This is a genomic window from Gillisia sp. Hel_I_86, assembly GCF_007827275.1.
Classification (GTDB): Bacteria; Bacteroidota; Bacteroidia; order Flavobacteriales; family Flavobacteriaceae; genus Gillisia.
This window is the reverse complement of sequence record NZ_VISE01000001.1, coordinates 4,127,773-4,153,531: the sequence shown is the minus strand read 5'-3', so window position 1 is coordinate 4,153,531 and position 25,759 is coordinate 4,127,773. Positions and strand designations below refer to the sequence as shown.

24 protein-coding genes and 1 tRNA gene are annotated in these 25,759 nt (G+C 41.5%); 23 read left to right on the top strand and 2 right to left on the bottom strand.

Features of this window, described 5'->3' with window-relative positions; translation table 11 throughout:
- The first annotated feature begins 388 nt into the window (after positions 1–388).
- Complete coding sequence (locus JM83_RS18550) at positions 389–2,428, top strand: LTA synthase family protein (protein ID WP_144963566.1); 2,040 nt, start codon at positions 389–391, stop codon at positions 2,426–2,428.
- Positions 2,429–2,436: 8 nt separating this feature from the next.
- On the opposite strand, the gene JM83_RS18545 is transcribed toward JM83_RS18550, so the two are convergent.
- Both JM83_RS18545 and JM83_RS18540 read right to left on the bottom strand, forming a co-directional pair.
- Positions 2,437–3,588: a hypothetical protein gene (locus JM83_RS18545; RefSeq protein ID WP_144963565.1), complete on the bottom strand. Its 1,152-nt coding sequence runs from the start codon at positions 3,586–3,588 to the stop codon at positions 2,437–2,439.
- A gap of 2 nt (positions 3,589–3,590) precedes the next feature.
- A complete protein-coding gene (locus JM83_RS18540; protein ID WP_261376868.1) occupies positions 3,591–4,898 on the bottom strand; it encodes a YaiO family outer membrane beta-barrel protein in 1,308 nt (435 codons plus the stop codon).
- A 681-nt stretch (positions 4,899–5,579) separates the two neighbouring features.
- Here JM83_RS18540 and JM83_RS18535 point away from each other — a divergent pair.
- The 22 genes from JM83_RS18535 (at position 5,580) to nifJ (ending at position 25,722) form a co-directional block, all read left to right on the top strand.
- Positions 5,580–5,927 (top strand): response regulator, encoded by a 348-nt coding sequence (locus JM83_RS18535; protein WP_144963564.1) that lies wholly within the window; start codon positions 5,580–5,582, stop codon positions 5,925–5,927.
- Entirely contained in the window at positions 5,927–6,988 is a 1,062-nt protein-coding gene (locus JM83_RS18530) for a hypothetical protein (RefSeq protein ID WP_144963563.1), read from the top strand. The genes JM83_RS18535 and JM83_RS18530 overlap by 1 nt, the downstream gene beginning before the upstream one ends.
- An 11-nt stretch (positions 6,989–6,999) precedes the next feature.
- Positions 7,000–8,445 (top strand): glycosyltransferase family 2 protein, encoded by a 1,446-nt coding sequence (locus JM83_RS18525; protein ID WP_144963562.1) that lies wholly within the window; start codon positions 7,000–7,002, stop codon positions 8,443–8,445.
- Between the two features lie 94 nt (positions 8,446–8,539).
- Positions 8,540–8,613, top strand: a tRNA-Pro gene (locus JM83_RS18520).
- Between the two features lie 1,084 nt (positions 8,614–9,697).
- Positions 9,698–9,967, top strand: a complete 270-nt coding sequence (locus JM83_RS18515; protein WP_261376867.1) for a hypothetical protein — start codon at positions 9,698–9,700, stop codon at positions 9,965–9,967.
- 20 nt (positions 9,968–9,987) lie between these two features.
- A complete protein-coding gene (locus tag JM83_RS18510) occupies positions 9,988–10,206 on the top strand; it encodes a heavy-metal-associated domain-containing protein (protein WP_144963560.1) in 219 nt (72 codons plus the stop codon).
- 33 nt (positions 10,207–10,239) lie between these two features.
- Positions 10,240–10,464: an SHOCT domain-containing protein gene (locus JM83_RS18505; protein WP_144963559.1), complete on the top strand. Its 225-nt coding sequence runs from the start codon at positions 10,240–10,242 to the stop codon at positions 10,462–10,464.
- Between the two features lie 12 nt (positions 10,465–10,476).
- Positions 10,477–10,752: a DUF5676 family membrane protein gene (locus JM83_RS18500; protein ID WP_144963558.1), complete on the top strand. Its 276-nt coding sequence runs from the start codon at positions 10,477–10,479 to the stop codon at positions 10,750–10,752.
- A gap of 56 nt (positions 10,753–10,808) precedes the next feature.
- Positions 10,809–11,609, top strand: a complete 801-nt coding sequence (locus tag JM83_RS18495; protein ID WP_144963557.1) for a helix-turn-helix domain-containing protein — start codon at positions 10,809–10,811, stop codon at positions 11,607–11,609.
- A gap of 5 nt (positions 11,610–11,614) precedes the next feature.
- Positions 11,615–12,307 carry a lycopene cyclase domain-containing protein gene (locus JM83_RS18490; protein ID WP_144963556.1) on the top strand — a complete coding sequence of 231 codons (693 nt, stop codon included), beginning with the start codon at positions 11,615–11,617 and terminating at the stop codon, positions 12,305–12,307.
- Positions 12,308–12,373: 66 nt separating this feature from the next.
- Positions 12,374–12,856, top strand: a complete 483-nt coding sequence (locus JM83_RS18485; RefSeq protein WP_144963555.1) for a universal stress protein — start codon at positions 12,374–12,376, stop codon at positions 12,854–12,856.
- A 47-nt stretch (positions 12,857–12,903) separates the two neighbouring features.
- Positions 12,904–13,158: a heavy-metal-associated domain-containing protein gene (locus JM83_RS18480; RefSeq protein WP_144963554.1), complete on the top strand. Its 255-nt coding sequence runs from the start codon at positions 12,904–12,906 to the stop codon at positions 13,156–13,158.
- 27 nt (positions 13,159–13,185) lie between these two features.
- A complete protein-coding gene (locus JM83_RS18475) occupies positions 13,186–14,235 on the top strand; it encodes an NAD(P)/FAD-dependent oxidoreductase (RefSeq protein WP_144963553.1) in 1,050 nt (349 codons plus the stop codon).
- 116 nt (positions 14,236–14,351) lie between these two features.
- Positions 14,352–15,365 (top strand): type II glyceraldehyde-3-phosphate dehydrogenase, encoded by a 1,014-nt coding sequence (locus JM83_RS18470; RefSeq protein ID WP_144963552.1) that lies wholly within the window; start codon positions 14,352–14,354, stop codon positions 15,363–15,365.
- Between the two features lie 11 nt (positions 15,366–15,376).
- A complete protein-coding gene (locus JM83_RS18465) occupies positions 15,377–16,438 on the top strand; it encodes a class I fructose-bisphosphate aldolase (protein WP_144963551.1) in 1,062 nt (353 codons plus the stop codon).
- A 242-nt stretch (positions 16,439–16,680) separates the two neighbouring features.
- Positions 16,681–17,580 (top strand): alpha/beta fold hydrolase, encoded by a 900-nt coding sequence (locus JM83_RS18460; RefSeq protein ID WP_144963550.1) that lies wholly within the window; start codon positions 16,681–16,683, stop codon positions 17,578–17,580.
- The gene (locus JM83_RS18455; protein WP_144963549.1) at positions 17,577–17,807 is read left to right on the top strand and encodes a hypothetical protein; all 231 of its coding nucleotides are present in this window, start codon (positions 17,577–17,579) and stop codon (positions 17,805–17,807) included. The genes JM83_RS18460 and JM83_RS18455 overlap by 4 nt, the downstream gene beginning before the upstream one ends.
- A gap of 66 nt (positions 17,808–17,873) precedes the next feature.
- Positions 17,874–18,209 (top strand): hypothetical protein, encoded by a 336-nt coding sequence (locus tag JM83_RS18450; protein WP_144963548.1) that lies wholly within the window; start codon positions 17,874–17,876, stop codon positions 18,207–18,209.
- A gap of 11 nt (positions 18,210–18,220) precedes the next feature.
- Positions 18,221–19,126 carry an alpha/beta fold hydrolase gene (locus JM83_RS18445; protein ID WP_144963547.1) on the top strand — a complete coding sequence of 302 codons (906 nt, stop codon included), beginning with the start codon at positions 18,221–18,223 and terminating at the stop codon, positions 19,124–19,126.
- A 229-nt stretch (positions 19,127–19,355) separates the two neighbouring features.
- A complete protein-coding gene (locus tag JM83_RS18440) occupies positions 19,356–20,450 on the top strand; it encodes a site-2 protease family protein (protein ID WP_144963546.1) in 1,095 nt (364 codons plus the stop codon).
- A gap of 50 nt (positions 20,451–20,500) precedes the next feature.
- On the top strand, positions 20,501–22,144 hold the full coding sequence (locus JM83_RS18435) for an NAD(P)-binding protein (RefSeq protein WP_144963545.1): 1,644 nt from the start codon (positions 20,501–20,503) through the stop codon (positions 22,142–22,144).
- A complete protein-coding gene (nifJ, locus tag JM83_RS18430) occupies positions 22,141–25,722 on the top strand; it encodes a pyruvate:ferredoxin (flavodoxin) oxidoreductase (RefSeq protein WP_144963544.1) in 3,582 nt (1,193 codons plus the stop codon). The genes JM83_RS18435 and nifJ overlap by 4 nt, the downstream gene beginning before the upstream one ends.
- The last annotated feature ends 37 nt before the right edge of the window (positions 25,723–25,759 follow it).

Below are 25,759 nucleotides of genomic sequence, written 5' to 3'. Positions count from 1 at the left end.
AGGTAGTTACACTTTTGGGGGGTTAACCATCTTTATTTGATCATTTGAAAATTTTGATCATCTTTCTAATATCTAATTTATAAAAAAAGAACCAGCTTCCAATGGCATCTCTCATTTCTTAAACTACGGGAAGGTATGGTTTGTAAACATATAAAACATAATTTGGGGTCTTTCTTCTTAAATCATTCCCATTTTGCCCTGCAACGAAATATAAATGAAAAAAAGATAATTTAAAATTAAAATATATTTTCTGCTTACACAAAAAGGATATAAAAGGAGGAAAGTTCCTAGATTAAGTTGAACGCATCCCGTATTCATAAAAAAATAATTCTATTTTTGAATACGTTAAAATACAACCTGCTCCAGCTTACTATTTAATAATTACCTAATGGAAGAACATAAAAATAGAATTTCACTGAAGGAACGATTGGTTCGTGCTACAAGAACCTTTGCCAGCTTCTCCCTAATTTGGCTAGTGCTGATGTTTGTTTTTAGCATTGCCGAAATAACGTTAAACGCATTTACAAATGGATTGCCTTCTGGGTTTTTCAATTTGATGCTATGGAGCTGGTACCTGAATCTTCTATTCTGGTTAAAATGGGTGCTTATAATTTATATACTATATGTGCCTATATATATGCTTTCTCCACGACTGGCAAGGCTGAGTTTTCAGGTATTGATGGCGCTCTTTTTTGTTATCCAAATTATATTATTCAATTATTTTAGTGCCGCTCTCGTAATGCTGGGAGCCGATCTTTTTGGATATAGTATAGAAGACATTAAACAAACCGTTGGTTCTTCTGGAGGCTTAAATGCTACTTCTGTTATGATTTTTATTCTTTTAATTGGTATTGTACTGGTATCCACTCACTTTTTCACAAAAAAGGTGCGTCCCAATTTATATATAGCATTGGGCCTACCCATCCTGTCCCTTTTATTTATGTCGTTTAGTGGATATAAAGTGGTTGGCAAGGTGAATTTAGAGTCGGATTTCGCAAATAGTCTGGTCACCAATAAATCAGATCATTTTTATAGCAGCGCATACAGCTATTACAATCCGGTAATTTTTGAAACCGATATTTATGCCGATAATTATATAGGCAATTTCTTCATCAAATTAGGCGAGGGGATCACTTTTAATTTTATAGATGAAGAGAATTTTCCTTTTTTACATGAAGAAGTAACCAACGATGTTTTAAGTCCGTTTTTCACGCCTCAAGAGACAGCACCCAATATTGTTATTATTCTAGTTGAAGGTCTGGGTAGGGCATTTACGAACGATGGCGCATATCTTGGGAATTTTACACCATTCTTAAGCGATCTTGCCGAAGACAGTATGTACTGGAAAAACTTCCTGAGTCAAGGCGGACGGACTTTTGCCGTATTACCTTCGTTACTTGGTTCTTTGCCCTTTGCAGAAAACGGATATTTAGGGATGGGAAATAACATGCCCAAGCAATTATCTTTACTAAACTCGCTGAAATTCAATGGGTATAACACTTCGTTCTATTATGGAGGCGATGCCGATTTTGATAATATGGCGCTATATCTAAATGCAAATAAAATAGATGAATTGCACGATGAAAACACCTTCCCTTCAGGTTATAAAAAAATACCACCAACTAATGGATTTACTTGGGGGTATAATGATAAGGAACTTTATAGATACTTTCTCAATTCAAGAAAGGAGATTGAAGACAAACCTCAATTAAGTGTGCTATTAACAGTTACAACCCATGATCCTTTTATTATTGACGAAACTGAAAAATACAATGTTAGGTTTGAAGAGCGTATGGATTTTTTAAAGTTCAATGAGTCTGAAAAAGATGCCCATAGGAATTTCACCAAGCAATATCTTACTATTTTATATGCCGATGATGCTTTAAAAACTTTTTTCACGGAATACAAAAAAAGGGCAGATTATGATAATACCATCTTTCTTATAACAGGAGACCACAGGATTCCTGAGATTCCAATGAGCACAAAAATAGATAGATATCATGTGCCTTTAATAATTTATTCCCCGCTCTTAAAGAGAACGGCAGAAATTGAGTCTATTTCTGCCCATTTTAATATTGCGCCCAGTATTTTGGCATATCTAAAAACCAATCATGGTATAAAACTACCAAAATATACAAGTTGGGTAGGGCAGGGGTTGGATACTACAAGAAGTTTTCAGAATATTCACTATGTGCCCTTGATGCAAACAAAAACGAATTTAGATGATTTCATCATGGGGGAATATCATTTAAATGGTACCGATCTATTTAAACTGAATAGCGAACTTGGAGAGAATTTAGTTGAAGATGAAACCGAAAAGAATCGTTTAAGAGGTGCCTTCGAGCAATTTAAGCAACGTAACTCACAAATAATTAAGGGAAAACAAATTATTCCAGATTCTATTTATTCCAAGTATACACCGAAATAGAGCTTTTCCTATTCCTCAATATAATCCTCAAGAATAGTGTTTATTAACGGGCGGTAATACTTCCAGAAAAAACTGGTTCTTTCTGCAATATCGTCTTCATCGTAGAACATGCCTTTAAAATAACCTATTCCTTTAAAGTAAGAAGAGTTGATTTCGATAGGATTATCACTAAAATCCCCAGATAGGTAAAAGAAGCTATAGTCTTTATCCTTGTGCATGGTAATTGCCGGGAAGGCATTGGGGATACCATATTTATTAAGTTCTTTTAAGCCCTCTTTATTGGCACTTATGGTAAAGGATGATATTACTTGATTAACGCTGGTATCGGGCTTCATCACATCGAACCAAAAGGAGTATTTAATTTCCTCTGGCAAGCCATAATGATCTTGCGCAACCTTAGTGCTAACAATGTGGGGCATAGGATTGGTGAGGTGGCTATCATCTTCCAAGATCACCACTTGATCTTTATCATTTACAAATGCAATTCCCGATTTTTTAAAAGGCCATTTCCCGTTGTGCGCCTTTTTATAATTGTTGATCAACCATTTAGGCAATTCTTTGTTGATTTCCAGATCGAGGTTATCAAAATAACGAGCTGTCCAACCTGTCCATTTTAAGGCAAACATTTCTTCGAACAATGTCCTATTCCTAGACTGAGTGGGAGAGCCTATGGTATTGAATTCTGTAATTATCAGCTTTTTTTTCTCTTTCATTAAGGCGAGCAGTTCCAGATCTTTATCACTTAATCCTCCATATAACATTCCAGAACGTTCACTAAGATTGGTATGCTGAAACCATTCATTGTTATAAATTCCATAGGTGTCCGTAAAATACACCATATCTGCATCTTCACTAAGTTGGTTTAACTGTTTAGAAGTAAATCGCTCTAGCCCCTTAAGTTGGTATTCTTCATCTTCCAACGGAAAAAAGCCGAAATAATCATGGTCTATTTCATAAGGATCTTTAGAGGTTTTTGTGTACCTATTATAATTAAGGACCCAGTTAAAAGATATGTGTTCCTGGCCTTGTTTTGTTAATACTGTTTTATCGATAATAGCTGCCACAAATTTGGTTTTAGGCGTGAAAAGCCATGCAAGCCACATAAAAAAAGGTAAAAATAACAGTAGTAAGAGTATAGTGAAAATTATATTTTTTTTCATTCTTAAAACCTTTTGGTAAACCCTGCGCCTATAGTGAATTGGTAGCCTTTTTTGTCCAGGGCGTATTCTTGATTTTCGGCCCCTACCTCCATAAAAAAGATATTAGACTGTTTTATAGATTTTCTATACCCTAAAAAAATATTAGTCGATTTTAAATCCTCCTGGTCAAGAGACCCAATTATTTCATCGTCAATATTATAGAGGTAATAGTTTTCTGGCCTGTCTGGAGAAAGTCCTGTTCCTATCCTCAAACTTAAATAATCATCTGCCCCAGCTAAATAGTACCTCACCGTGAGCGAAATAGATTTAGAAAGTGAATTATTGGATGGCGTTAAATAAGTCCTTAAATTAAACCAGTAGTTGCTGTAATATTTACCTATAGAGGCTGTGTAGATCCATGTAGAGCTACTAAAGCTTAGAAATCTAAAACCTACATCGGCTTCAAAGGATTTTGGAAGGTTGGCATACAAGGAAAAACCAGCACGATATCTAGGGAAAATCCCTCCGTTTTCTGAAATCCCTCCACTTACATACGCATAGAACGTATCAGAAATTCTAGGATAGGCGTCTATTTCAAATTGTACCCCATTTGTTGTAAACCTATTCGCGTAATTAAGCCTTCCGGTAACGGAACCGAGAGGGGTTCGTCTTCCGTAACTTATACTTCCCAAATGCCATGGGTCACTAAAGCGTTCATCGAAATAGACAAAATCATAATCTACCCCAATTTGATTTTTTGAGGAAAGGTCCTTGATCGTCTGGCTAAAAGCTCTAGCTTCAGAATAATTGGGGTGAAAAACCAATAATTCTCCTAGCGTGGTATTTGCTTCTGTAAATTGTCCCAGGTTATTTTGAATTTTAGCCTTCAACATTAATAATCCTTTAGAGGCCGGATTTTTTTCGATTCCAGGCTGAATGACTTCCAATGCCTTTTCGGGGTTATCGTTCCAATATTCTAAATAACCATAAGCTAAATGGGCATCTTCATATCCAGGATTCGTCTTGATTACCCTGTCGAATTCTTTTCTTGCCAATTCCACTTCATCGGTCCACGTATAAAGTCTTCCAAGAAAGATCCTAATATCAGAGTAATCTGGGCTTATCTCCAGCGCTTGTTTGGTAATTCGTATAGCTTTAGGGTAATCATCTTCATCGAAGGCCGCAGTTCTTGCATTTATAAACAATTCATCGGACGATAAAGTTTCTTGAGCCATACTATTGGTAATGGATAGCACAAAAAACAAAAGAAAACTATAAAATTGAAATGATTTTAGGGTCGGGAATTTCAGGTTAAGTAGGGGTTTTATCACAAAATGGGTTTTAGGGCATTAAAATATAAAGGTAATAACTATCGCAATATATTACTAGATTGCTTATTGTCAATAAAAAACTAAAGATATATAATTAATAATCTTTCGAAAATTAGCAATGCATTATTTAAAATAAAAAATGCTTCAACCTCCATTTCAAAAATAGATTAAAATCGCAATTGTATATCCTTAAATAGTCATACTCCAAAATTTGGGAGTCACCCTGTCCCGACCGTTCGGGAGTTTCAGGGTCCAAGTTGAGTATATAGTACTATTCATGTTAGATGCTGAAACCAGTTCAGCATGACGATTTATTCATAATTTTGATTCTATGGGGAAAAACAAACATACATAAATGGCATTATCATAAAGAGGCATACAAAGTTGATAAATATGTAGAAAAAAGTGTAACTCATTATTATCTAGGCTACTGCTTTGACTTTGGTTATGTTTTTTTATATTTTTGGGAATTATTGAAACCTACCGGTATTTACTTCGAATATGTAAAGTGGACAAAATTTATATAATTTACTTATTTTTATAAAGGTCTAATAACAAAAGCTTTACATTTACCTTTAATTATAATTATTGCTTATAAAGAAAAAATACTGATTGCCCCATTAAAAGCCCTACGATGCCCCTATTAAATGACTTTAATTATTTAATAACCAAGCTTTCCTAATGCGAAAGGCGCTGGTTATACAAGAGGATATTATTATCCTTAAAATTTTAGAACGATTGGTAATGTTAAATCATTATGAGTGCAAGGCTATAGGCTCCATTAATGATTTAAACATCGAAGATCAATCTGAAAATTTTGATATTATAATATCTGATATTCTCTTTGATGGTATTGCACCACTGGATTTTGTTTTTCAAATTCAAGAAATTATCCTTCACCAATCCTTGATTATTGTTACGAATATGGGGCAAAAAAAGATCAAGAAAGAAATAATGGCTTCAGAAAATGTTAGCGGTTTTTTTGCCATTCCCCTGGATATGGACCATATTCAAACATTAATAGCATAATGGAGGCCGAGATTTTAAAATTACTGATAAAATTATTGTTGATAGTTCTCGTGATCGTTCATGGTTCTATTGCTTACACCATGTTTTATAGAAAATGGCGAACAAGGAGGTTGAAAATAATTGAAAATACTTTTGCCACGATCTGCTCCTTATATCTTTATCCTAAATCCAACCAGAAGCCCAATCTTATTGAGATCCAAAGAGAAATAAAAGGGGTGGGGATTAAAAAATCCAAAGCAAGAAATGTTCAGTATTTAATAGACCTCATGATTAGGACACAACGTTCCCTTCTTGGCCTGAACTATATTAAATTAAAAACGCTCTTTACTCAAATCCCGCCCTATGGTGCTTCTGCAAATAAATTGCAGAGCAGAAAATGGTATATCAAAGCGCGGGGTATAAGGGAGATTTATGAAATGGATCAAAGTCAATATACTGGAGAGCTAATTAAATTAAGAAACAACAAGAATATTTATGTGAGAAGGGAAGCTCAAATAGGTATTGTGATATTCCTTGGCTGGAAAAGTTTAAGATTTCTCCCTTACCTTAAGAGACAAATGACGCTTTGGCAACAAATAAAGATTGTAGAAAAGTTGAATGATCTTTACCCTGTGCCAGATCTAAAGCATTTGAGAAGGGCATATAACAGTGACAGGCCCTATGCAAATGAATTGATAATGAGAATAATAAGAAAATTCAATCTTACGGAAGATATAGCATATATAATTCGATTTATTGATAGTCCTAAATTTGAAATAAGGGAAGCGGCCATTTACTGTATTTCTTCTTTTATATTAAGCGAAACACAAATAAGGGAAATAAAGGAAAAATTTTATAATATCAACAATACAGAACAACAACTGTTGCTTCTTAAATACATCCAAAGAATATCCATGGAAATTGATCTCCGGTTTTATAAAGACCTTTTGTATAATGGCAATGATATTATAAAACTTAGTACTGCAGATATTTTATGGAATAATGGCTACAAAGAAGAAGTGCAAGCATACTACTACCACCAGTACACACAAAAAGCGGATAGTGAACCTATTTCTGTCTAAATGATTTTTTAATGGAGATCGATCTTTATTATTACATATACTGGATACTGAACTACTTTTTTTTGATCTATGGTTTGTGCTTAATAGCTCTCTATTTTTTTGCAATTCTACTTTCCAACAGGTCCATAACTAGAAATAAGAGAAAAGCAAGGTTTCTACAGGTCAATGATATTGTTAGTGCTAGCGATATTCCTTCCATAACGCTAATTGCCCCTGCCTATAACGAAAGCCAAACAATTGTTGAAAATGTAAAATCTTTATTGGCGTTGCAATACCCGTACTATGAATTGATAATAGTTAATGATGGCAGCACAGATAATACCCTAGACCTCTTAATAGCCAAATATGATCTCGAAGCATTCGATTCTACATTTATAACCCAACCAATTCCTACCTCTACGGTAAATAAGATCTACCGAAGTAGAAAACTACAATACAAACAGCTTACGGTAATAGATAAAAATAACGGTGGAAAATCTGATGCAAATAATGCGGGGATCAATTTTGCGGCTACAGAATTGGTGCTTTGTACAGATGCCGATTGTATTATAGAGCAGAATGCGCTACTTAAAATGGTAAGACCTTATCTAGAGGAATCAGAACAAGAGGTCATAGCTTGTGGTGGGGCAATTGGAATTATAAACGATTCTATAGTGAAAAATGGGGTTATTGAAAAATTGAGACTGCCAGAGAGGCTAATTCCAATGATTCAGGTTGTAGAGTATATTAGGGCTTTTCTACTGGGAAGAATGGCATGGAGCGAAATAAACGGTGTGATGCTGGTGTCTGGAGCCTTTGGGCTTTATGCAAGAAACAGGGTAATAGAGGTTAATGGATTCAATATAAATACCGTTGGAGAAGACCTTGAACTTGGCATCCGATTAAGGAAGCACATGGAGGAGATTAGAGTTCCGTACAAAATGGTCTATTTGCCCGAAACCCTTTGTTGGACCGAGGCACCAAACAATATAGAAATTCTTATTAAGCAAAGGGACAGATGGGCACGTGGTCTTTGGGAAACCATGGGGCTGCATAAAGATTTGTTCTTTAATAGAAAGTATGGAGATATGGGACTGTTCTATTATCCATATTGGATGTTCTTTGAATTAGGTGCTCCCATTGTAGAATTTATTGGATTATTAAGTCTTATAATATTTACAATTCTCGGGCTTATTAATCTAAATATTGCAATCCTTCTATTTACAAGTGTGTACCTATTGGGATGTATATTTTCAACTATTTCCATTTTTATTTATGTTAAGAATTTTAAACATTACAATACTGGTAAAGAAGTAGTAGAATTGCTACTTGCAGCCTATTTGGAACCTTTCGTTTACCATCCAGTTTTGGTTCTCGGACAGATTCAAGGATATTATAAAAAAATCTTTGGAGTAAAGTCTGGATGGGGGAATATGAATAGAAAAGGATTTAAAACCCTTTCAAAAGAAAAGGTGTAGTTAGGAAATTTTTTATTTCTAGAAATGCTTGCTTATTTTTGGAGAAACTTATTTTCTTAAAAATGCCATGATATTTAAGGGGTTTTAATATAATCGGGATGTGGTGCAGTCCGGTAGCATGCACGGCTGGGGGCCGTGTGGTCGCAGGTTCAAATCCTGTCATCCCGACGAACCACTTTTTAAGTGGTATCAAAACCCTGCCAATCTACTTATTGGCAGGGTTTCTCATTTTTATTGGTATCATCTGATATCATATAAAATCAGGTCAAATGTGTGCAAAGCGGTGTGCAACTTTTTGCATATTGAAGTAACATTTAGGTGATCTGGATGTGGTCTTTTAAGCAATTTTTGTTTAACCAAAAGACACATAACATGAGGACAGATGGTACATTCGAGGTCACATTCTACACTGTACTAAAAGGAACGACCGAGAAAGATTGGACCTCTATTGCCGTCTCACGGTCAATAAAAAGTGGGCAGAATTCAGTGTAAAACGCGACGTAGCGGTACGCGATTGGGATATTTTTAAATAAGGGCCAACGAAACGCATCCAAATCTCATTCTACTGAATACTTATCTGGATGATGTTTATGCCGAAGTCCTCAACGCCCATAAACAATTACACTCGGAACGCAAGACCCTCACCACAAAGGCAATCAAGCTACGATATCTTGGAGAGGACGAAGAACATATGCCCCTTATGGACCTGGTGCAATACCACAATACCCATATGGCACTTTCCCTAAAGCCCAGTACATAAAACTATTATTCCACCGGGGCCATAGTTTTTCAGATATAGCATATATGCTTGGTTGTAGCGGTATCAACCATTTGTCCCGTCAATTTAAAAAAGTAGCGGGATCAAGAATGACCGATTATAAAAATGCCGATGAATGGGTGTGGAATTTCTATGATGAGATTGTATAAAAGGAGAAATTGTATAAAAGGAAAAGAATATTATGTAGATAAAATACCCGAAAAACAGATAACTTTAGTAATAATAAATCATCTATGAATGAGTGAATTATACTTTTATCAGAATGGATTTTTATTTTCTTGTAAAGAAAGGAATTTGTCAAAGATAGTTTGTCGAGTCAGATGGAGCTCCTCGAAATCTTATTGAAATCCAAGATTTTAATAATTTCGATCTCCGTTTAAATACAGGCTCAGTTTGACTTTCAGAAATAAGAAAAATAAACATTTTCAAGATGGTAGCAATAATTCTATAAACAAACCTAAATAAACAAATATTATGAAAAATCATTGGTTATGGATGGTAGTGGGATGTGCAATACCCTTATTGCTAATTTTCCTCGCACCAAGCCTTGGGATTACCGGGTACAACACCTTTTTCATTTTTATCCTTGCAATGTTTGCCATTCACTTGCTCATGCCCATGCACGGTGGGCATGGGCGAGGTGGGCATGATCATTCCGGTCATAATGATAAGGAACCCGGGAATGGGAAAGAAGGTCCGGCAGCAGCGCCCGATAAAAAAACCGAAGGGCACCAACACCATTAATTATACCCATTAAATCAAGCATGATGATAGCAAAATATCACATAGATGGAGTAGGCTGTGGCGGTTGTGTGGCCAGGATAAAAAAAATTATGGAATCCCACCCTGCCATTGAAGAAATCAAGCTTTCCCTACACCCAAAAGGAGCAACACTTATCAGTATGAAAGAAGGACTCCCAATAGAAGAACTGCAAAAGCAGCTGGACCTGCTTGAAGGTTATACGATCACGGAAATGAATTAGAACAAAAATCAATAGTAATAATAACTTAAAAATATGGAATTCTATAATGGACACTTTTGGGGGATGCATTTTATATGGTGGATTATCTGGATCATATTCCTTATCTGGATCTTCTTTATCCCATTTGGCCGCCCAGGGCAAAACCTGAAAAAAGAAGGCCCATTGGATATTTTGAAAAAGCGCTTTGCAAAAGGGGAGATATCCAGGGAAGAATATGAGGAATCCAGGAAACTACTAAATTCAGATAACCAACCTTAAAACAAACAAATTATGTATCGATTAAATGTAAAAAAATTCGGTTTTGCAGCTGGGTTAACAGGGGCCTTGATTTATCTGGGCTGTATGATCGTAATGGCCACCGCTGGTCGGGAAGCCAGTATAAAATTCTTCAACAGCCTGATACATGGCCTTGATACTACCAGTATTATCAGGATGGATGTACCCTTATGGGAGGCACTCTTAGGGATTGTACAAATATTCATCCTCGGCTGGTTGATAGGGGCATGCATCGCAGCATTTTATAATGCACAGGTTAAGACCAGGTAATAAAGATAAGATCAGGAAAATCACGAAATCCAAGACGGTATAAACAATAAAAAACTATGGCCTTTAAAAAAGGAACACAAGATCTCAATGTTATCCTTATTCATTTGATAATCGGATCCGGAATATTTTATTTCCTGGTACACCCTTTTACCATGGTGCTCTATGGGTTTGAGTTGAGCAATACGCCGTTTTCCTTTCCTGTTTTTTGGGAAACGCTCCGCCCCCGGTTACTGGAATCCTTTAGCTTTCATATGGCGGGTATGGGTGGGTTAATGACCATTCTAGGGGCGCTTTTGGGACTGGTGGTGGGCTTGTTCTGGATCAACATAAAAGAAAAGGAGCGGGTGATCCATTCGCAGGAACGCCTTTTAAAACAGGATATCCTGAAGCTGGTGGAAATGGGGGAACATGAATGGGTGGAATTCAAATCCACCATGCGCTACGACACTTTTAAAAAAAATACCAACCGCGCGCTGGAAGTGGTCATTGCCAAGACCATTGCGGGTTTTATGAACGCAAAAGGCGGAAGGCTCATTATAGGGGTGGATGATGACGGAAACATCCTGGGGCTGGAAAATGATTTCAAGACATTAAAGCACAAAAACAAAGATGGCCTGGAACGTGAAATATTCCGGATAATCAGGGATTATCTGGGACGCGAGGCTTGTTTTAAAAGCCAGGTATCCTTTTATGAACTGGAAGGAAAGGAAATTTGCCTGGTAGATGCGGAAGCCTCGCCGGGACCGGTTTATGTGACCGATGGCAAAATCACCACCTTTTATGTGAGGACGGGAAACGCCACCTATCCGCTTTCAGTAGAAGAAACGGTGAATTATCTCAAAATCCCAAAACCCTAATTTATATGCAAAATGTTTGGTTTATATGGTCGCTTATCCTCCTTGCCTTTTGGGCAGGGGTCTATCTCTTTAAAAAAGGTTTCAGGAAAGAAATGCTAAAAATGAGCCTCATCACGATGCCTTTTGGGCTAACCGAACCCTTTTTTGTGCCGGAATATTGGTCCCCGCCCTCACTGTTTGGCCTGGCAGAGCAGACCGGGTTCGATATAGAAAGCCTTATTTTCTCTTTTGCCTTAGGAGGGCTGGGGGTTGTATTGTACAGGCTTATTTACAGAAGGGATTATGTGGTGATTCCTTCTGAAGAACGTGCCCATATGCAACATAAATTGCACACATACCTGTTATTTGTCCCGGTATTTGTTTTTTTGCCTTTAAGCTTGTTCACCAACCTCAACCATATTTACTGCGGTATTATCGCGATGTTCACGGGAGGCCTGGCCACCCTTTATTGCCGTCCCGATTTAAAGGGCAAGATATGGATTGGGGGGATTTTGTTCACGCTACTCTATTTTGTCTATTTCGGAAGTATCCTTTTGTTTTACCCAAAGTATGTGGAACTGTACTGGAACCTGGACAACCTTTCCCACATCCTTGTTTTCGGAGTGCCTATAGAGGAACTGCTGTTTGCATTTACCTTCGGGATGTACTGGTCCGGGCTTTATGAACATTTGTACTGGAGGAAATTGGTTAAACCCTAGGTCATAAGTTGAATGGGCAGGATGTAAATTACATAGTAGGATTTACAAACAAATAAATTTAAAAATATGAAAATAGTATTGGCAATAGATGGTTCTGGCTTTAGTAAGGTCGCCATAGAAGGACTTGCGGGGATGTCATTGCCTTTAGGTACCGAGGTATGTATTATAAATGTGTTTGAGGATCCTATGTTGACCGTTCCCGGAGCCGTCCCATTGGGTGGCACGCTTGGCAACTATTATGAAGAGGCCCTATCCAATTCAAGGAAATCGGCACATGCTATTGTAAGCGAAGCTGCAAAAGCATTAAAAGAAAAAAGTAACGTCTTGTCGATAACAACAGATGTGATCGACGGGTTTCCCAAAAGCGCAATTTTGGAAAAGGCGGAAACCTTTGGCGCCCATTTGATCGTAGTCGGGTCACAAGGCCATAATGCATTTTCACGCTTTTTGCTCGGCTCGGTTTCCCAGTCCATTGCTTTGCATGCCCACTGTTCGGTCATGATTGTACGAAAACGTGGCATGAAAGGGAAAAACAATAAGAATGAATAACCATATTATATTTAAAAAAAAAATCAAATACTATAAAAATCAAGATCATGGAACAGAAAATGAAAATCGAAGGAATGACCTGCGATGGCTGCAGGAAAAATGTAGAAAATGCTTTGCTTGGGATAGGGGGGGTAAAAGCGGCAACAGTAAGCCTGGTCCCGCCACAGGCCGTTATACAAACGGACCACGTAATCGGCAAGGCACAATTGCAGTCCGCTTTGTCAAAAGCGGGAAATTATAAGGTGGCCGGGAACGTCGCAGACAACGAACCAAAAAAATCGGGTGGTTCCTGTTGTCACTGATCAAAATCCCATATAGATTCAGAGAAAATGAATATAGCGGACATAGAGATGGAAAAATATGATGTTATCATCGTTGGGGCGGGGCCTGCAGGCCTGAATTGTGCCAAACAGCTTGGCGGTACCCAATTAAGGGTATTGGTCGCCGAAAGGAACGACGTGGTCGGCCCCAAGGTATGCGCGGGTGGGTTAACGGGCAAAAGCATAGAAAGTTTAAACCTCCCCGACGGATTGATAGAATTCCATTTTAACAAAATCCACCTGCACCACAAAGATAAATTGTTCTATCTGAAAGATGACGGGGACTTTACATATACCATAGACCGCAAGGAATTGGGGCAATGGCAACTGAAACAACTGGAAAAATTCCCCAATATCGAGGTAAGGACAGCCTGTGCCGTGTCAAAGATCACAAAGGAATACATAGTCCTGAACGGTCATAAAATAGGATATAAACATTTGGTCGGGGCCGATGGGGCCAGTTCGCTAGTAAGAAGGTACCTAAAATTGCCTTCAGGGAAAGCTGAAATTGCCATGCAGTATATTATTCCCGAAACCAAATATAAGGACCTGGAAGTATATTTTGATTCCCAGTTGTTTTCGGCTTGGTATGCTTGGATTTTTCCGCACAACAATTATGTATCCGTTGGCTGTATGGGCAACCCAAAAGTAATTTCAGCAAAACAGTTGACAAATAATTTTTCCGCTTGGCTCAAAACCCACAATATAGACATAAGCCACGGGAAATATGAGGCATTCCCAATAAACGGGGATTTTAAGGCTTATCAATTTCCAGGGAATATTTACCTGGCCGGCGACGCTGGCGGGTTTGCTTCAAGGTTGACGGGCGAGGGCATTTATCAGGCCCTTGTTAGCGGCACGGAAATAGGAAAAATGATCCTGGACAAAAATTATCACAGCAAAAAAATCGATGAATTGATCAGGTTACAAAACAGGCATAACAAAATCCTGGGCACCCTGGTGGGTGCCGGAAAATTCAGGCCACTATTGGTAGAGGTGGGCAAATATTTTTTAAGGGCCAAATCCATCAGCAAAAAAGTAATCAGAACAATAGCTTAATGTATAACAAACATTTAATGCTAAAATGAAGCGGAAGGGCTATCTTTAGGTGTAGCGGATTTAAACAGTTACCAAAACAAAAAAGTGTATTTATTTATTTATTAAAAATGAAAAAAATGAAAAACGTAGGATTAGTAGGATACGGGGTCATCGGGAAAAGGGTGGCCGATGCCATTAACGTACAAGATGATATGGACCTTGTTGGGGTTTGCGATGTCATCAACGATTGGCGCATACAGAACGCCGTGAGAAAAGAGTATGATATCTATGCGGCAACCGCTGAAGCCGAAAAACAAATGAAGGCTTCCGGCATTTCGGTAAAGGGCAGCTTGCAGGACCTGTTGGATAAAGTGGACCTGGTGGTAGATTGTACCCCGAAGAACATCGCAGCAAAAAATGTTGAAATATATAAAAAACAAGGTATAAAGTTCATTGTCCAGGGTGGGGAAAAACACCAGACCACGGGACATTCCTTTAGTGCAGAAAACAATTATAAATCAGCTGTAAACCTTGATGCCACAAGGGTTGTTTCCTGTAACACCACTTCTATATTAAGAACATTGACCGCCTTAAAAAGGGCCGATTTATTGGATTATGCACGGGGCACCCTGTTAAGAAGGGCCACAGATCCCTGGGAAAGCCATTTGGGCGGTATTATGAACACCATGGTACCCGAAAAAGACATCCCGAGTCATCAGGGACCCGACGCACAAAGCGTAGATCCAGACTTGGATGTTATCACCGCAGCGGTAAAAGTGCCAGAAACCCTGAGCCATATGCACTACTGGAATGTAAAATTGAAAAAACAAGCCACGAAGGAAGAAGTGCTCAACGCCTTTAAAACTTCAACGCGAATTAAACTGATCCATTATGATCAGGGGCTGGTTTCCAACAATACCATTAAGGAAATGTACCTGGATATGGGAAGGCCCTGGGGCGATATGTACGAGGTAGCCCTGTGGGAAGATATGCTGAAGGTAGTGGGCGACGAACTATTTTATGCCTATGTAGTAGATAATCAAGCCATTGTGATCCCTGAGACCATAGACGCCATTCGTGCCCTTACCGGAATCGAGACCGACGGGGCAAAATCCATCTCTAAAACCAATAAAAGTTTAGGAATCAACTAAAAAATACCGTTATGGATAGCTTTAAAAATATAACTGAACAGTTAGGGAGCAAAGCTTCCTTTTATCTGGACCACGTTTGTGAAAAAATCACAAAAGACGAATTGCAGCTACCTGATAATAACTTTATCGAGAATGTATTTACAAACAGCAACCGCAATCCGCAGGTGCTGCGCAGCCTCGCGCAATTGTACAATCACGGGAACCTTGGCGGGACGGGGTACCTGAGCATCCTTCCCGTGGACCAGGGCATTGAACACAGTGCGGCATTTTCATTTTACAAAAACCCGGATTATTTCGATCCGGAAAATATTGTAAAACTGGCAATGGAAGCCGGGTGCAACGGTGTGGCTTCAACCTTTGGTGTTTTGGGGCTAAACGCCCGGAAATATGCCCACAAAATCCCGTTTATTGTTAAGATCAACCACAATGAACTACTGTCTTATCCCAATACCTACGACCAAATCCTCTTTGGAAAAGTAAAAAGCGCCTGGGATATGGGGGCAATTGCTGTGGGTGCAACTATCTATTTTGGTTCAGAAGAAAGCAACAGGCAACTCAAGGAAATAGCCGAAGCTTTTGAAGAAGCCCACAATTTGGGAATGGCAACCATTTTATGGTGCTATACACGGAATGAGGCATTCAAAACAGAGAAAGAAGATTATCACTCGGCCGCCGATTTGACCGGGCAGGCAAATCATTTGGGCGTGACCATTCAGGCAGACATCATCAAACAGAAATTACCAACCAATAATTTCGGTTTTAAAAATATCGGATTTGGAAAATATGACGATGCGATGTACGAAGCCTTAACGACTGATCACCCAATCGACCTCTGCAGGTTGCAGGTGGCCAACTGCTATATGGGCAAAATAGGATTGATCAATTCAGGTGGAGGTTCCAAAGGCAAATCTGATTTGACCGAAGCGGTAACCACTGCGGTCATTAATAAAAGGGCCGGGGGTACAGGTTTGATAATGGGAAGAAAAGCGTTTCAAAGGCCTTTTAAAGATGGCGTGTCCCTAATACAGGCTATACAAGGGGTTTATCTGGAAAATAAAATTACAGTAGCATAATTGTAGGAATCAAAGTTGGGGTCTGCTCCGGAAAGTCCTGGAATTGTTAAAGAAGCCCCTGGATTTAGGGCCTGCCTGCCAGCGAGGCAGGGTTTCCTAGTTTTCAGAGTAGGCTCAATTTCGGACAAAGAAATGCAACATATTGGCAATTTGATTTGTAAAGGTGTAAACAGTATAGAAGGTAAAAGCATATCGTTTTAAACAGCAGTTAGCCATAAATTCAAAAATATAAAATTTTTAAAATGACATCAATCGTCTTATTATTGGCTCTTTTTATCCTTCCGGCAGCTTTGGTTGCAGGCTATCAAAATTACAAAATTGCCCAACAGCCTGCCTATGATCCCGGTACAATGCTTTTGAACTATGAAATAGTGGGGACCGGGGAAAGGAAACTTGTTTTGCTTCACGGCTTGACAGGATCGTTGAATTATTGGAAACGAAATTTGGAAAAAATCACCAAAACACATTCCCTGCTTTTAATAGATCTTCTTGGGTTTGGTGATTCGCCAAAACCTAATTGTACGTATTCCCTTTCCTTACAGTTGGAATCCCTTGAAAAAATACTCGAAAAAGAAGGTTTCAATGATGGGAAAACCATTATTGGCGGGCATTCTATGGGCGCCATAATTTCATTGGCACTATTGGAAAAACAACCAACTTGGTTCAAGGCAGGAATTTTTATTGGTATCCCTGTTTACAAAAATGCAGAGGGATTTAAACAAATTATGTCCACTCATTCCTTTTTCGATAGAATTTTAGCAAGCAAGCTGGGCAAATACATCTGTATGGTACATCCTATTTCCATGACGCACGTATTTAAACCGTTTAAACCGGATAATTTTACGGATGATGTTTTTGAAGATTCAAAAAAACACAATTGGCAAAGCTTTTACTATTCCCTTAATGAGATAATCCTTAATACAGATCTATTTGACATTGCAAATGGTGTTAAAGACAAAGAAGTGCTCTTCCTTCACGGAAAAAAAGACACCACAGCACCTATCGAAAATGCCATAAGCTTATCAGAAGTATTTACCAATGTCCATTTCGTGATTTCCCCCGAAGGCGACCATCAGTTCTTTCTGCAAGGATCTGATTTTATATGGCAGACTATCCAACATTTTAAAATAAATAACAAATGAAAACACTGGAATATTATAAAGCCATCCTGAAAAAGGTGGAATTTGACGAGATACTGTTAAAAAAAGAACTGGAGAAAGCCATAAGGCACACCACCTGTTCGCAACAGCCGGAACTACTGCAATGGTGCAAGGAAGAACTGGGGTTCAAATTCGGAAATATCGCCTCCATTTACATGGAAGCCAAAAATTGCGCCCTTCCAAATCCAAAAAACATAAACCCTGGATGATGAAGAAAAAGATAGATACCATTTTATGCGATCTCGATGGGGTGCTCACCCAAACCGCCAGTTTGCATGGCAGGGCTTGGAAACTTTTATTTGACGGGTTGCCCGGCTCTGAAGCTAAAAATGCCGGTGCTGTTTTCAGGGAATTTGACATTGCGACAAGCACGCGCTGGGACGACTATCGTGAAAAACCTGAACGAACTGACCGATACAAGTCAAAACCCGCTCTATCCCGTCAATTATGAAAAACTCCAGGAGATTTCGCCAAGTCCTTTTAATGGGATATTACGATTAAAAAAGCCGGTTTTCTTCTGGGATCATGACGACGCCCTTGGGCCTAATGTAACACATCATGAAGAACAAGCAGCTGAAACAAAAATACACGACAGGTTCGATATAAGATAATATAGTACGCAATGACGAAAATAGTAAAAAGGATTTTTTTGGCAGTATTGGTGGTTTTGGTATTGTTAATCTCGGTAGCGGGATATCAATACCTAACGGTCGCTTTAGCTCCGGAATATGAACCGGAAACCATGCCGTTGAACTATGAAATAGTGGGCTCGGGAGAAAGGAACATAGTCCTGATCCATGGTTTGGCAGGCACCAAAAACTATTGGAAAAAGGATTTAGGGCAAGTTACCGGAAAGTACAGGCTTCTGTTAGTTGATTTATTGGGCTTCGGCGATTCTCCCAAACCCCAAAGCGACTATTCGCTACAAACCCAGTTGCAGGCACTTGAAACCATTATTGCCAAAGAAGGGTTTAACGATGGAAATACCTTAATTGCAGGGCACTCCATGGGCGCCGTAATTTCCCTGGCACTCTTTGCAAATTACCCCGACTGGTTTGCCGGGGCTACTGTCATAGGCCTTCCTGTTTTTGAAAGCAGGGACCAATTTTCGGAACAGATGTCCGGCGATCCTTTTTTTGAGAAGTTTGCCGTAGGCCCCCATGGAAGACTGCTCTGTATGCTCCACCCATTATATATTGTCCAATGGTTCAAGCCTAAAAATTTGACCAATGATGTTTTTAGGGACTCGAGAAAGCATACCTGGCAGAGCTATTATAATTCGTTGGACGAGGTAATTCTGAAATCGGATCTCTATACCCTTACCAGGAACATACGCGACCGAAAAATCCTCTTTATCCAGGGTACAAACGATAAAGTGGCGCCCTTCGTAAACGTGGAAAAATTTGCAAGGCCCTTTACCCGGGCAAAACTAATACGAGTGCAGGATGGCGACCACCAGCTCTTTCTAAAAGAACCGTTTGAGGTTTGGAAAGCGGTAGGGGATTTTTTTGATGAAGGATCGCGATAAACAGGATTGGATAAACAGGATTGAAAAACGACAGAAAAATGAATAGATATATAGCTAACATACCAATCATATTCCTGCTTAGGGCAGCGACCATATCCTTTGGGTTAATTCTGTCCCGACTGCTCTTGTACCTCCCTGGTCACAGGTTTGTTTTCCTGCTTGGCTTGTTCGGATACGGTTTAGTGACAGTGCCGGCATACATATTAAAAACCCTTAAAATTGAACAGACATGAAAAAATGGTCATTATATATGGGAAGTTATGACAATATCAAGGTCTTTATCCATTGGACTTTCTGGATCATCATCGGGTGGATATTCATGTTACACTTCCAAAAGGGGCATGGATGGACAGAAGGGCTGGCAGGTGCCCTCTTTATTCTGGCTTTGTTTGCCTGCGTGGTCCTGCATGAGTTCGGCCATGCATTGGCAGCCAAAAAATATGGCATTCCCACCCGCGATATTACGCTCTATCCAATTGGGGGCGTGGCCAGCCTGGATAAAATGCCAGACAAACCTGCCCAGGAACTGGCCGTGGCCCTGGCAGGCCCGGCGGTAAATGTGGTCATAGCAGGGGTCCTTTACTTTTTTCTGGCTTCTTCCGGTAAGCTCATACCCATTTCAGAAATAGACCATATGGAGGGGGGCGATTTTTGGTTTAACCTTATGGCCGCCAATGTAATCCTTGCGGCTTTTAACCTTATTCCTGCTTTCCCTATGGATGGCGGGAGGGTACTGCGTGCATCATTGGCTTTTTACATGGACAAGCTACGGGCTACCAAGATAGCCGCGGGGATAGGTCAGTTTTTGGCGATCGTATTTGTGTTCCTGGGGTTCTTTACCAACTTCTGGCTGGTCTTCATCGGCCTTTTTATCTATCTGGGGGCCGGGGCCGAAGCGATGCAGGAAAGCACCAAATCTATACTCCTTGGGTATTCGGCAAGGGATGTTTTGATTCAACAATATACCCGTTTATTGCCCTCGGAAAGCCTGGAAATGGCAATGAAACTGTTTCAAAACACCCTGGAACAAGGCTTTGTGGTCATGCAAAACGACCAGGCACAAGGTATCCTGACACGGAAGGAACTTATTAAGGGCTTGTCCGAATATGAAAAGTATTCCCCCGTATCAAACGTGATGCGAAAAGATTACATCATACTTCCTCCCGATATGCCTTTACAGGAAGTATATCAAAAGCTACTGGCCAACAACTTTTCACTTGCCCCGGTATTGGAGGACGGGGAGGTTATAGGCATTGTGGACATAAAAGGGATCAATGAACTGATCACGGTAAAAAAAGCATTAAAATCGCAACAGTTTTCATAGATCAAAATCAACATTAAAAAATTTCAGCAAATTAAAATAATCTTAAAATTATGGAACGGAAATATAAAGATATAACCTCGCCCGCCAACCTTAAGGACCATGGAATGGGCACCGGGCCCGATAGGCAGCAGCGCCCGGTTTATGTAGATTTGCTCCCACCATGTAACCATGCCTGCCCTGCCGGCGAAAACATACAGTCATGGCTGGCACTGGCGCAGGACAAAAAATTTGAAGAAGCCTGGCGGGTAATTATGGAAGATAACCCCATGCCCGCCGTAATGGGGCGTGCATGTTACCACCCGTGTGAAGATAGCTGTAACCGCACCTTCATAGACAGTCCGGTAAGTATCCATGCCATAGAACGTTTTGTGGGCGATGAGGCCATCAGGAAAAACTGGAAAGTTGAATTTGATAAAAACCCGGGGGGCAAACGGGTGCTGGTGGTGGGGGCCGGGCCAAGCGGACTGTCTACGGCCTACCATCTTACCCGGTTGGGGCATAGTGTTGAAATCCATGAAGCCGGGCCCATGGCGGGCGGTATGATGCATTTTGGGATCCCCGCATACCGGCTTCCGCGAAATATTCTGGACCATGAAGTAGAGCGTATCAAGAATATGGGGCTAAAGATTGTGCTCAACCATAAAGTTGAAAATGTACTGGAAGAAAAAAAGGCCGGTGATTTTGATGCCGTCTTCATCGCTGTGGGTGCCCATCTTTCAAAAAAAATCGATATCCCTGGCATGGATGCTGGAAAATTTTTGGATGCTATCGCCTTTTTAAAACAGGTGGAAGAGGGTGAAAAACCAAAAATAGGACGAAGGGTCGCTATTTATGGCGGGGGCAACACGGCCATGGATGCCGCCCGTACGGCAAAGCGGATGGGGGCCACCGAAGCTATTATTATCTATAGGCGGGACCGGGGACATATGGCGGCCCACGAATTTGAAGCGGAAGAAGCCCTGGAAGAAGGAGTAAAGATCAACTGGCTTCGCACTATAAAGGCGATGGACGAAGAAACATTCACCGTTGAGGTCATGCGCTTGGAAGAAGGACGGCCCGTACCTACCGGGCAGTTTGAAACCCTGGAAGCCGATACCCTCATATTGGCCGTGGGACAGGATACCGATACAGGGTTTTTAAAAAACATCCCCGGGATTGAATTCAATAAGGATGGAACCGTGATCGTTGGGCCCGATATGATGACCGGCCATGAAGGCATTTTTGCCGGGGGGGATATGGTGCCCAGCCAGCGCAGTGTAACGGTGGCGATAGGGCACGGGAAAAAAGCGGCACGTTATATAGACGGGTTTTTACGGGCCACTCCATACCATAAACCGCCCAAACATCCAATCGTGGGCCATGAACGGCTGCAACTTTGGTATAAAACAAGCGCCCCACAAAAGGAGCAGGCTTCCCTTGCCGCCCAAAAGCGTTTGAAAGGCTTTGATGAAATAAAGGCCGGGTTAAGCGAAGAAGAAGCGCTTTTTGAATCACAACGCTGCCTCTCCTGTGGCAATTGCTTTGAATGTGATGGTTGTTATGCCGCCTGTCCTGAAGACGCCATCATAAAACTGGGGCCCGGCAAGAGATATGAGTATGACTTTGATAAGTGCACCGGCTGCGCGATATGTTATGAGCAATGCCCCTGCCATGCCATAGAAATGATTCCCGAACCTAAAAACTTAAGACTATGACCATAAAGGATCGAACAACAAAAATGGTAACCATTGACGGCAATGAAGCCGTAGCTTATGTCGCTTACCGGGTTAATGAAGTATGTGGGATCTATCCCATCACGCCTGCCTCCCCTATGGCCGAGCATGCCGATGAATGGTCCAATGCCGGGATCAAGAATATTTGGGGCAACATACCCGATGTGATCGAGATGCAAAGCGAGGGAGGGGCAGCAGGCACCATTCACGGGGCATTGCAGACGGGGGCGTTGGCCACGACCTTTACCGCCTCCCAGGGGTTGATGCTCATGTTGCCCAATATGTACAAGATAGCGGGGGAACTCACGGCAACGGTCTTCCATGTGGCGGCACGGTCGCTTGCTGCACAGGCATTGTCTATTTTTGGCGACCACAGCGACGTGATGGCCGCCAGGACCACCGGTTTTGCCATGGTCGCTTCGGCATCTGTGCAGGAAGCCCATGACATGGCCCTTATCTGCCAGGCGGCGACATTGAAATCGAGGGTGCCCTTTATGCATTTTTTCGATGGGTTCCGTACTTCGCATGAAGTGAACAAGATCAGCCTTTTAACAGATGGGCAGATAAAGGACATGATCGATGACAAGCTTATATATGCACACCGGAAACGCAGCTTAAACCCCGATAACCCCTTTATAAGGGGGACCGCCCAAAATCCCGATGTGTACTTTCAGGCGAGGGAAACCGTTAATCCTTACTATTCGGATATTCCGGGAATCGTTCAAAAAGCTATGGGCGATTTTGGCAGACTTACCGGCCGGCATTATAACCTATATGAATACTATGGCGATATGGATGCCGAAAGGATGATCGTAATCATGGCTTCAGGCGCCGAAGTGGTACGTGAAACGGTCAAAGCCATAGCCCCGTCCGGGGAAAAAGTGGGAGTGCTGCAAGTACGGCTTTACCATCCTTTATCCCTAAAACATTTTCTGGAGGTCCTCCCAGCTTCAGTAAAAAAAATAGCAGTACTGGACCGGACAAAGGAACCTGGTGCTGCCGGGGAACCCCTTTATCAGGATGTAGTTACGATTTTGGCAGAGGCTTACCGCCTGGGGCAGATCACTACTTTCCCCAATATTGTAGGTGGGCGGTACGGGCTTTCTTCCAAAGAATTTACCCCGGCTATGGCCAAAGGTGTTTTCGGGGAACTTAAAAAGCCTGTCCCAAAAAATAGTTTTACGGTAGGCATTAGGGATGATGTCTCACACACCAGTATTGATTTTGATCCTGAATATGATATTATTCCCAAAGGTACGATAAGTGCGCTCTTCTTTGGGCTGGGGTCTGACGGGACGGTAGGCGCCAATAAAAACAGTATTAAGATCATCGGGGAGGGAACCGATTTATATGCCCAGGGCTATTTTGTGTACGACTCCAAAAAATCCGGAACTCAGACGGTTTCCCATCTGCGCTTTGGCAAGGAGCCTGTTAACGCCCCTTACCTTATTCGGGAGGCCGGTTTTATTGCCTGCCATAAATTCAACTATATCGAAAAAGTGCAAATGCTCCGTTTTGCGGGGCAGGGAGCCACTTTCTTATTGAACAGCCCCTATAGTGTTGATGAAGTTTGGAATCGCCTTCCCCGCCCTGTTCAGGAACAGATCGTAGAAAAAGAACTCAAATTTTATGTTATCAATGGGTCTGGGGTGGCACAATCTGCCGGGCTGGGAGAGAAAATAAATACCGTTATGCAGGCTTGCTTTTTTGCGCTTTCGGGTGTACTGCCAAAGGAGGAAGCTATAGGCAGGATTAAAGAATCAATAAAAAAGACCTACTCCAAAAAAGGAAAAGCTGTCGTCGAGCAGAATTTCCGTGTGGTGGATGCGGCCCTGGAAAATTTGTTTGAGGTAAAGGTGCCTGCCAAAGCTTCGGGCGATCTTCCACTCCCTCCAACGGTACCTGCAGAAGCACCCGAATTTGTGCAGCAGGTTACGGCCATGATGATGCGTGGCGACGGTGATGAACTTACTGTTGGCCAACTGCCTGCCGATGGCACCTACCCGAGTGCGACCACACGCTGGGAAAAGCGAAATCTATCTGATATGGTAGCCCAATGGGAAAAAGATATATGTATTCAATGCGGCAATTGCAGTTTTGTATGCCCGCATAGCGTTATCCGGTCCAAATTCTATAATGAGGCCTATCTGGAACCGGCCCCCGGGGAATTCCCGTCCGCGCCCATCAATGCCCGCGGATTTCCAGAGACACGCTATACGCTGCAGGTATATGTGGAAGATTGTACCGGCTGCAACCTCTGTGTGGAAGTTTGCCCTGTTACCGATCCCGAGGATGAAAGCACCAAAGCGATCAACCTGAGGCCCAGGGTACCTGTACTGGAAAAGGAAAGGGAAAACATCCGCTTCTATGAAAGCCTTCCTATGAACGACCGTGCAGAAATGGATTTTTCATCGGTACGGGGCGCGCAATTCCTGGAGCCTTTGTTCGAGTTTTCGGGGGCCTGTGCCGGCTGTGGCGAAACCCCCTACATCAAAGTGCTTACCCAGTTGTTCGGGGAGCACCTCATTGTGGCCAATGCTACCGGCTGCTCCTCTATTTATGGAGGCAACCAGCCCACAACGCCCTGGGCGGTAAATAAGAAAGGCCGGGGACCGGCCTGGTCGAATTCGTTGTTTGAGGACAATGCCGAATTTGGCCTGGGCATGCGGATTGCGGCTGATAACCATCTGGCCATGGCAAGGGGGTTATTGCAGCATTTAAGCCCTGAGATAGGCGGATCCCTAACGGAGAGCCTGCTGGACAATGATCAGCTATATGAATCTGAAATAAGCAGGCAAAGGGAAGCGGTAGCCGAACTGAAGAAAAAATTGGCCCAAATGGATCGGGACGAAGCTGAAAAACTGTTGTCGGTGGCAGACCACCTGGTGAGGCGAAGTGTTTGGCTGGTTGGCGGTGACGGTTGGGCCTACGATATAGGCTCCGGGGGGCTGGATCATGTCCTTTCAACGGGCAAAAATGTAAATGTGCTGGTATTGGATACCGAAGTATATTCCAATACGGGCGGACAGATGTCTAAAGCCACCCCAACTGCAGCCACTGCAAAATTTGCTGCCGGAGGAAAAAAAGTGGGCAAAAAAGACCTTGCCCTTCAGGCAATTTCTTACGGTAATGTTTACGTGGCACAGGTGGCCATGGGAGCCAACCCGCAACAAACCCTGCTCGCCATGCGCGAGGCCGAAGCCTATCCCGGCCCCTCAATTATATTGGCATACAGCCAATGTATAGCCCATGGAATTGATATGCAGAAAGGGATGACCCAACAAAAACTGGCCGTGGATTGTGGGCATTGGCCTCTGATCCGTTATAACCCCACTTTGAGAAAAGCAGGTAAAAACCCGTTTGTGCTTGACTCCCCCAGGCCCACAATACAGTTAAAGGACTATGCCTATAATGAATTGCGCTACCGTATTTTGGCACGTACCAACCCTGAAGAAGCAGAACGCCTGCTGGATGTGGCCCAGGAACTGATAAATTTGCGCTGGAAAACATACGAGGACATGTCGGGATGGGGGGCAAAGAAATTTTGTCCGGTGGTATGACCAAATCCCTTAAAAAAAGATCTTAATAAAAAACATC